The sequence below is a fragment of the Protofrankia coriariae genome, from assembly GCF_001017755.1.
Lineage (GTDB): Bacteria > Actinomycetota > Actinomycetes > Frankiales > Frankiaceae > Protofrankia > Protofrankia coriariae.
This window is the reverse complement of sequence record NZ_JWIO01000057.1, coordinates 24,584-34,004: the sequence shown is the minus strand read 5'-3', so window position 1 is coordinate 34,004 and position 9,421 is coordinate 24,584. Positions and strand designations below refer to the sequence as shown.

General features: G+C 76.1%; 4 protein-coding genes and 2 pseudogenes. All 6 read left to right on the top strand.

Annotated features, from left to right (window positions below; all coding sequences use genetic code 11):
• Positions 1–989: phosphopantetheine-binding protein (locus tag FrCorBMG51_RS22310; RefSeq protein WP_047224965.1), on the top strand; the 989-nt coding region annotated here is incomplete at its 5' end.
• A 23-nt stretch (positions 990–1,012) separates the two neighbouring features.
• Positions 1,013–3,611: pseudogene (locus FrCorBMG51_RS35170) on the top strand (type I polyketide synthase).
• Positions 3,566–6,511, top strand: a complete 2,946-nt coding sequence (locus FrCorBMG51_RS35165) for an SDR family NAD(P)-dependent oxidoreductase (RefSeq protein ID WP_052914946.1) — start codon at positions 3,566–3,568, stop codon at positions 6,509–6,511. The pseudogene FrCorBMG51_RS35170 and the gene FrCorBMG51_RS35165 overlap by 46 nt, the downstream one beginning before the upstream one ends.
• Positions 6,493–7,398, top strand: a pseudogene (locus FrCorBMG51_RS35160) (acyl carrier protein); the annotation flags it as partial. The gene FrCorBMG51_RS35165 and the pseudogene FrCorBMG51_RS35160, both read left to right, overlap by 19 nt.
• A complete protein-coding gene (locus FrCorBMG51_RS35155) occupies positions 7,325–8,095 on the top strand; it encodes a hypothetical protein (RefSeq protein ID WP_476742234.1) in 771 nt (256 codons plus the stop codon). The pseudogene FrCorBMG51_RS35160 and the gene FrCorBMG51_RS35155, both read left to right, overlap by 74 nt.
• A partial coding sequence (locus tag FrCorBMG51_RS35150) for an acyltransferase domain-containing protein (RefSeq protein WP_476742233.1) occupies positions 8,083–9,421 on the top strand: 1,339 nt, incomplete at its 3' end. The genes FrCorBMG51_RS35155 and FrCorBMG51_RS35150, both read left to right, overlap by 13 nt.

Sequence of the window (9,421 nt, the reverse complement as noted above, 5' to 3'; positions counted from 1 at the left end):
CCGGCGGGCCCGCGGCCTGCCGGCGATCTCGCTGGCCTGGGGCCTGTGGGCGCACGGGGACGGGATGGGCGGCGGCCTGGATCCGGCCGCGCTGCGGCGACTGTCGCGCACCGGCGTCCTGCCGCTGCCCGACCGGTCCGCGCTGGAGCTGTTCGACCTGGCGCTGGGCGCGGACGACGCGCTCCTCGTCCCCGCCCGGCTGGACCTGCCGACGCTGGCCACCCGGCCGGGTTCCGCCGGCCTGGTCCGCGGGCTGTCCGGCCCGCCCCGGCGCCGCCGGGAGCGCCACGCCGTCCCGCCCGGCAGCGGGCACGGCACCGGGCCTGCCATCGGGCCTGCCATCGGGCCTGTCATCGGGCCTGCCATCGGGCGCGGCCGCGCCGGACGCCGGGGCCGATCGCAACGGCGGCGCCGGGCAGCCGGCCGACCGCTGGGCCGCGCTGACGGAGCCGGCCCGCACCACGGCGGTCCGCGCCCTCGTCCACAGCGAGATCACCGGCGTCCTGGGCCTGGACGCCTCGGCCAGCCTCGACGACCGGCGTGGGCTGCTCGACCTGGGGTTCGACTCGCTGACCGCCGTCGAGCTGCGCAACCGGCTCACCAACGCGACCGGGCTGCAGCTGCCCACCACGCTGGTCTTCGACTATCCGACGGTGGGCGAACTGGCCACCCACGTCCGCGGCCAGCTCGCCGCCGCGGCGGCCCCGGACCCGGCGGCACTGCTCGCCGGCCTGGACGAGCTGGCGGCGGCGCTACCGGCGCTCGCGTCCGACCAAGGGGGACGCAAGGCCGTCGCGGCACGCTTGCGGAAGCTGCTCGACGCGCTCGCCGCAACGGACGGGAGCGCCCACCTCGGTGCTCCCGGCGACGGGAACGGCACCGACGGCGGGCACGACACCGGTGGTGGGAACGGTGCCGCGGGGCCGGCCCCCGACGCGTCCGACGACGAGATCTTCGCCTTCATCGACAACGAACTCGGTACTCCCTGACGGTTTGAGGGGCTGACAACACCATGGCTAACGAGGACAAACTGCGGGAGTACCTGCGACGGGTGACGACGGATCTGCAGGAGACCCGTCGACGGCTGCGCGAGGTCACCGCGCGTGAGAACGAGCCGATAGCGATCGTGGGAGCGGGCTGCCGGTTCCCCGGCGGCGTCACCACCCCCACCGAACTCTGGGAACTGATCAACTCCGGGGTCAGCGCCATCACCGAATTCCCCACCANCCTGCCGCTACCCCGGCGGGGTGCGTTCCCCGGAGGACCTGTGGCGGCTGGTCGCCACCGACACCGACGCGATCAGCGACTTCCCCACCAACCGCGGCTGGGACGTCGACGCCCTCTACGACCCGGATCCCGACATCCCGGGCCGGACCTACACCCGTCACGGCGGGTTCCTGCACGACGCCGACCAGTTCGACCGCGACCTGTTCGGTATCTCCCCACGGGAGGCTCTGGCCACCGACCCGCAGCAGCGGCTGCTGCTGGAGGTCGCCTGGGAGGCCTTCGAGCGCGCCGGCCTGGATCCGACGGCGCTGCGCGGCTCCCGCACCGGCGTGTTCGCCGGCGTGATGTACGACGACTACGCCAGCCGGCTGCCCGCCACCCCGGAGAACGTCGAAGGCTACCTGCTGACCGGGAACACCTCCAGCGTGGTGTCGGGCCGGCTGGCCTACGTCTACGGGCTGGAGGGGCCCGCGGTCACCGTCGACACCGCCTGCTCCTCGTCGCTGGTGGCGCTGCACCTGGCCGCGGCGGCGATACGGGCCGGGGAGTGCGACCTGGCCCTGGCCGGCGGCGTCACCGTGATGGCCTCGCCGGGCACGTTCATCGAGTTCAGCCGGCAGCGCGGCCTGTCCCCGGACGGCCGGTGCCGGTCGTACGCGACCGGCGCCGACGGCACCGGCTGGAGCGAGGGGGCCGGCCTGCTCCTCGTCGAGCGGCTGTCCGACGCCCGGCGGGCGGGCCACCCGGTGCTGGCGGTGCTGCGCGGCTCGGCGGTGAACTCCGACGGCGCCAGCAACGGCCTGACCGCCCCGAACGGGCCGGCGCAGGAACGGGTCATCCGCGCGGCGCTGGCCAGCTCCGGGCTCACCACCGCCGACGTCGACGCGGTCGAAGGGCACGGCACCGGCACCCGGCTGGGTGACCCGATCGAGGCCCAGGCGCTGCTGGCCACCTACGGCCAGCGGCGGCCGGCGGACCAGCCCTGCTGGCTGGGCTCGCTGAAGTCGAACATCGGGCACTCCCAGGCCGCGTCCGGGGTCGGCGGCGTGATCAAGATGATCGAGGCGATGCGGCACGGCGCACTGCCCCGCACGCTGCACGTCGACGCGCCGAGCGAGCACGTGGACTGGTCGGCCGGGGCGGTCCGGCTGCTCACCGAACCGGTGACCTGGCCGGACGGGCCGGGACGCCCCCGGCGGGCCGCGGTGTCGTCGTTCGGGATCAGCGGTACCAACGCCCACGTCATCCTGGAGCAGCCCACCGCCGCGGACAGCGCCGAGGCGGTGATCACCGTCGCCCCGGCCGCCGGGACGGACGTGGACACCACCGACGCCGACACCGCCGACACCGCCGACAGCACTGCCGCTGACGGCACCGGCACCGTCGACAGCGCTGGCACCGCCTCGGGCGAGACGGCGCCGGTGGCCTGGGTGGTGTCCGGGCACGACGACGCGGCGCTGCGCGCCCAGGCCGGGGCGCTGCGCCGGTTCGTCGCCGAACAGCCCGCGCCGGACATCCGCGACATCGCGTTCTCGCTGGCCACCGCCCGCGCCCGCCTCGGGCGGGCCGCCGTCGTCGCCGGCCGGGACACGGCGACGCTGCTGGCCGGGCTGGCCGCGGTGGAACGCGGCGAGGAGAACCTGGCCGCCCGGGAGACCGCGGCCCGGGGGGTCCGCACCGCCGTCCTGTTCACCGGCCAGGGCGCGCAGCGGCCCGGCGCCGGGGCGGAGCTCCACCGCGCCGAGCCGGTGTTCCGGGCGGCGCTCGACGAGATCATCGCTGAGTTCGACCCGCTGCTCGACCACCCGCTGCGGGAGATCCTGTTCGCCGCGCCGGGCAGCGACGCCGCGGCGCTGATCGACCAGACCGCCTACACCCAGCCGGCGCTGTTCGCGCTGGAGGTGGCGCTGTTCCGGTTGGTCGAGCACCGTGGGCTGCGGCCCGACTTCGTCGCCGGCCACTCCATCGGGGAGATCGCCGCCGCCCACGTGGCCGGGGCGCTGACCCTCAGCGACGCCGCCACGCTGGTGGCGACCCGCGCCAGGCTGATGCAGGCCGCGCCGGCGGGCGGAGCGATGATCGCCATCGAGGCGACGGAGGAGGAGGTCACCGCCAGCCTGGCCGAAGCTCTGGCCGCCACCCGGGCCGGCACCTCGGCTGGCTCCTCGACCGACGCCACCGGGACGGTGGACATCGCCGCCGTCAACGGCCCGACCGCGGTCGTGATCTCCGGATCGGCCGACATCGCCCAGCGGGTGGCCGCCGGCTGGCGCGCCNGCGCGCCCGCGGCCGTCGGGTCCGCCAGCTGCGGGTCAGCCACGCCTTCCACTCGGCGCACATGGACCCCGTCCTCGACGAACTGCGGGCGGTGGTCGGCAACCTGAACGTCACCGCGCCCCGCATCCCCGTCATCTCCAACGTGACCGGCCGCCCGGCAGGCGTCGAGCAGCTCGCCTCGGCGGACTACTGGGCCGCCCAGCTGCGCGGCACCGTCCGCTTCCTCGACGGCGTCCGCTACCTGGACGGTCAGGGCGTCTCCAGCTTCCTGGAGGTCGGCCCGGACGCGGTGCTGACCGCGATGGCGCGTGACGGCCTTGACGGCGAGCGGGCCGCCACCGCGGCCCTGGTGCCGTCGCTGCGCTCCGGCCGGCCGGAGGCCGAGACGCTGACCGTGGCGCTGGCCCGCCTGTACGCGCACGGCAGCGCCCTGGACTGGGCGCGGGCGCTGCCCGGCGCCCGCCGGACCGCGCTGCCGACATACGCCTTCCAGCACGCCCGGTACTGGCTCGACCCGGCCCCGACCCGGCCGGACGCGGACGGGCTGGGCCTGTGGAACACCGAGCATCCGCTGCTGGGAGGCGCGGTCGAGCTGCCGGATGACGCCGGCGTGGTGCTCACCGGGACGGTGTCGCTGGCCAGCACGCCGTGGCTGGCCGACCACGCCCTGTTCGGCACCCCGGTGCTGCCGGGCGCCGCCGTGGTCGAACTGGCCCTGCACGCCGCCCGGCTGGTGGGCTCCGGCGCGCTGCGCGAGCTCACCCTGCACAGCCCGCTGGTGCTGCCGGACCGGGAGGCGGTGCGCGTCCAGGTGACGGTGGGTGCCCCGAACGACGCCGGTGACCGGCCGGTGGCGATCCACTCCAGCCCGCCGCGGACGGGCCGCCCGCAGTGGACCCGGCATGCCGCCGGGGTGCTCGCCGCCGCGGACACCCCCGTGCCGCCGGCACCGGTGCCGGGTGCCGGCGACGGCCCGCTGCCCTGGCCGCCGGCCACCGCCACCGAGATCCCGATCGGCGACGGGTACGACCGGCTCGCCGAGCACGGGTACGGCTACGGCCCGGCGTTCCGGGGGCTGCGCCGGCTGTGGCGCGACGGGGAGGCGGCCTACGCCGAGGTGACCGTCGACGTGGCCGCCGACGTGGCCGACGTGGCCGCCGAGGCGGCCGCGGGTCCGGACGGCGACACGTCCGCGCCCGGCTTCCTGCCGCACCCGGCGCTGCTGGACGCCGCCCTGCACCCGCTCGCCTTCGACGCCGCTCTCCCGGCGGAGGGTGCCAGCGCCGGTACGCGGGTGCCGTTCGCCTGGTCCGACGTCCGCCTGCACACCAGCGCCTTCCCGCGCACGGTGCGGGTCCGGATCGTCCCGGCCGGCACCGGCACGGTCACGCTGACCCTCACCGACAGTGCGGACAACCCGCTGCTGACCGTGGCGGCGCTGACCCTCGCGACAGTCGACCGGGCCCGGATCGCCGCCGCCGGCGGCGGTCGCAACGGCTCGCTGCACACGCTGGCCTGGCAGCCGCTGACCTGGTGGCCCGGCACCGCGCCGGCATCGACACAGGTGCCTCCCGGCTGGACCGTCCTGGACCTGCGGCACGACCCGGCCGGGACGGGACCCGACGGCCCGGTGGAGGTGGACGCCGCGGCCCGGCGCACCGCCCACGAGACGCTGCACGCCGTCCAGCGGTGGCTGGCCGACGCCGAGAGCCGACCGGCCGACGCCCGACTGATCGTGGTCACCCAAGGAGCAGTCTCCGTCTCCGACGGTGACGAAGTGACCGATCCGGCGGCGGCCGCCGCCTGGGGGCTGGTCCGCACAGCCGCCACCGAGCATCCCGACCAGTTCGTCCTGCTCGACGTGGACCGCGCGGCTGACACGGCTGACACGGCTGGCACGGCTGGCACGGACGGAGCGCATGGCGCTGTCAGCCCGGTACCCACCGATCTGCCGCTCGACGAGCCCCAGCTCGCGCTGCGCGGCACGACGGCGTACGTCCCCCGGCTGGCGGCGGCGGCGCCGGGGGGCGAGACACCCCGGCTCGACGACGGCACGGTGCTCGTCACCGGTGCCACCGGCCTGCTCGGCGGGCTGATCGCCCGCCGGCTGGTGACCGTGCACGGTGCCCGTCACCTGCTCCTGGTCAGCCGGCGTGGCCGCGCCGCGGCCGGCGCCGACGAGCTGGCCACGGAACTGACCGAGCTGGGCGCCGCCGTCACCGTCACCGCCGGCGACGTCGCCGACCGCGACGCGCTGCGCGAACTGCTCGCCGCCATACCGGCGGAGCATCCCCTGATCGCGGTCGTGCACGCCGCCGGGGTGCTCGACGACGCGATCGTCGAGGCGCTCACCCCCGAGCGGCTGGACGCGGTGCTGCGGCCGAAGGTGGACGCGGCGTGGAACCTGCACGAGCTCACCCGGGAGCTGGACCTGCGGATCTTCTCGCTGTTCTCCTCGGTGACCGGGATTCTCGGTACCGCCGGCCAGGCCAACTACGCCGCGGCCAACGCCGTCCTCGACGCCCTCGCCACCCACCGGGTGGCCCGCGGGCTGCCGGGCACCTCCCTGGCCTGGGGGCTGTGGGGCGGCGAGGCCGGGCTCGGCGCCGACCTGAGCCGGGCCGACCTCGCCCGCCTGACCCGCACCGGGGTCGTACCCCTCGACCTGGACGAGGGGCTGGAACTGTTCGACGCGACGCTCGGCGCGCGGGATCCGGTGCTCGTTCCGGCCCGGCTGGATCCGACGCCGCTGAGCGCGCCGGGCTCGGTCGTGCCGCCCCCGCTGCGCAGCCTGGTNCCCCGCCGGCGTCGGTGCCGGCACCGACGCCGGCGGCGACCCGGCCGGGCAGACGCCGCGCGACCGGCTGCTGGCGCTGCCCCCACAGGAGCGGGCCGACGCCGTGGCCGCCCTGGTGCACCGCGGCGTCGCGGCGGTGCTCGGCTACGCGGCCGGGGAGACCGTCGAGGCCGACCGNGTCGTTCAAGGACCTGGGCTTCGACTCGCTGACCGCGGTCGAACTACGCAACCGCCTCGGGCGTGTCACCGGGCTGACCCTGCCGGCGACGCTCGTCTTCGACCATCCGTCGCCGCGGGCGCTCACCGACCATCTCCTGGAGGTGCTCGCCGGCAGCGGGCCCGCCGCGGGCGCGCCGGTGGTCACCGCCGTCCGCGCCGGCGGCTCCGGCGGGGACAGCGCCGAACCGCTTGCGATCATCGGCATGGCCTGCCGGTTCCCCGGCGACGTCCGCTCCCCCGAGGACCTGTGGCGCCTGGTCGTCACCGGCACCGACGCGGTCGGCGACTTCCCCACCAACCGGGGCTGGCCCCTGGACGACCTCTACGACCCCGACCCGGACCGGGCCGGGAAGGTCTACACCCGCCAGGGCGGCTTCCTCCACGACGCCGACCAGTTCGACCCGGCGTTCTTCGGCATCAGCCCCCGGGAGGCGCTGGCCACCGACCCGCAGCAGCGGCTGCTGCTGGAGACGGCGTGGGAGGCGGTGGAACGGGCCGGCATCGATCCGACGACGCTGCGCGGCACCCGCACCGGCGTGTTCGCCGGGCTGAACGTCAACGACTACGTCTCCCGGCTGATGGCGGACCCGCCGGACGGGTTCGAGGGCTACCTGGGCACCGGCAACGCCGCCTCCGTCGCCTCCGGCCGGGTGTCCTACGTGTTCGGCCTGCACGGCCCGTCGCTGACCATCGACACCGCCTGCTCGTCGTCCCTGGTCGCCCTGCACCTGGCCGGGGCGGCGCTGGGCCGCGGCGAGGCGGACCTGGCGCTCGTCGGCGGCGTGACGGTGATGGCCACCACGCATCTGCTGCTCGACTTCAGCCGGCAGCGCGGCCTGTCGCCCGACGGGCGCTGCCGGGCGTTCGCCGCCACCGCCGACGGGACCGGTTTCGCCGAAGGGGCGGGCATGCTGCTCGTCGAACGGCTCTCCGACGCCCGCCGCAACGGCCACCGCGTGCTCGCCGTGGTCCGCGGCTCGGCCGTCAACTCCGACGTGCGCGAGCAACGGGCTGACCGCGCCGAACGGCCCGGCGCAGCAGCGGGTCATCCGCGCCGCGCTGGCCGCGGCCCGGCTGGGGCCCGCCGACGTCGACGCGGTGGAGGCGCACGGCACCGGCACCGTCCTCGGCGACCCGATCGAGGCGCAGGCGCTGCTGGCGACCTACGGCGCGCAGCGGCCCGAGGGGCGTCCGCTGCTGCTCGGGTCGCTGAAGTCCAACATCGGCCACGCCCAGGCGGCGGCGGCCGTCGGCGGGGTCATCAAGATGGTCATGGCGCTCCAGCACGGCGTGCTGCCGCCGACGCTGCACGTCGACGCCCCCACCCCCAAGGTGGACTGGAGCGCCGGCGCGGTCGAGCCGCTGCTTGAGGCGACGCCGTGGCCGGACGTCNGGTGTCGGCCTTCGGGATCAGCGGCACCAACGCGCACGTCATCCTGGAAAGCCCACCCGGGGACAGCGAGGACAGCGGGGACACCACACCGGAGCCTTCTGTCACCGACAGTAACAACATTGAAGATGGCGACGGGACGGCGGCCGAGGCGGCCACCGCCGGGCCAGCGGTGGTACCGGTAACGCTGTCGGCGCGCACCGCCAGTGCGCTGCGCACCAGCGCCGAGCGGCTCGACGCGCTGCTCGACGCCGACCCACAGCTCGGCCCGGTCGACGTCGGGCACGCGCTGGCCATCGGGCGCTCCACGTTCGAGGAGCGGGCGGTCGTCGTCGCCGCGGACCGCGACGAGCTGCGCCGCGGCCTGGCCGCGCTGATCACCGGGACGCCCAGCCCCGACCTGGTCACCGGCACGGCGGCGGCCGACCCGGGACGGGTCGTCCTCGTCTTTCCCGGGCAGGGCTCGCAGTGGCTCGGCATGGCCGCCGACCTGGCGGCGGCGTTCCCGGTGTTCGCCGACGAGCTGCGCGCCTGCGAGCGCGCGCTGGCCGAGCATGTCGACTGGACGTTGGGCGACGTGCTGCGCGATCCCGACGACGCCTGGCTGAGCAGGGTGGACGTGGTGCAGCCCGCCCTGTTCGCCGTGATGGTCTCGCTCGCCGCGCTGTGGCGCTCCTTCGGTGTCGAGCCGGCCGCGGTCGTCGGCCACTCCCAGGGGGAGATCGCCGCCGCGTACGTCGCCGGTGCGCTGAGCCTGTCCGACGCGGCGGCGGTCGTCGCCCGGCGGGCGGCGGTGCTGCGGCGGATCGTGGGCGCCGGCGGGATGGCCTCCGTGCCGCTGCCCGCGGCACAGGTCGCCGAGCTGATCGCCCCGTGGGGTGACGAGCTCGACGTCGCCGCGATCAACGGCCCGGCGTCCACCGTCATCTCCGGCGCGGTCGGCGCCCTGCACGCCTTCGTCGACGCGCAGGTCGCCGCCGGGGTGCGGGCCCGGATCGTCCCGGTGGACTACGCGTCGCACTCCGTGCAGGTGGAGGCGATCCGCGACGAGATCGTGACGGCGCTCGCCGAGATCCGTCCCCGTTCGTCGTCGGTGCCGTTCCATTCGACGCTCACCGGGGAACTGATCGACACCGCCGGCCTCGACGCCGAGTACTGGTACCGCAACCTGCGCGGCACCGTCCGGTTCGAACCGGTCATCCGCCAGCTGGTGACGGAAGGGCACCGGGTGTTCGTCGAGTCCAGCCCGCACCCGGTGGTCACCATCGGTGTCCAGGAGACGCTCGACGCCGTTGCCGGGCCGCTGCCGACGCTGGCCGTCGGGTCGCTGCGACGGGACGAGGAGGGGCCGCGCCGGTTCCTGACCTCTCTCGGCGCGCTGCACGCCCACGGCGTGCCGGTCGACCTCCCGACCGTGTTCGCCGGGGCTGCCGGGCCGCGCCCGAAGCAGGTGGACCTGCCGACCTACCCGTTCGAGCGGTCACGCTACTGGCTCGAGCCGGCGCACCGCC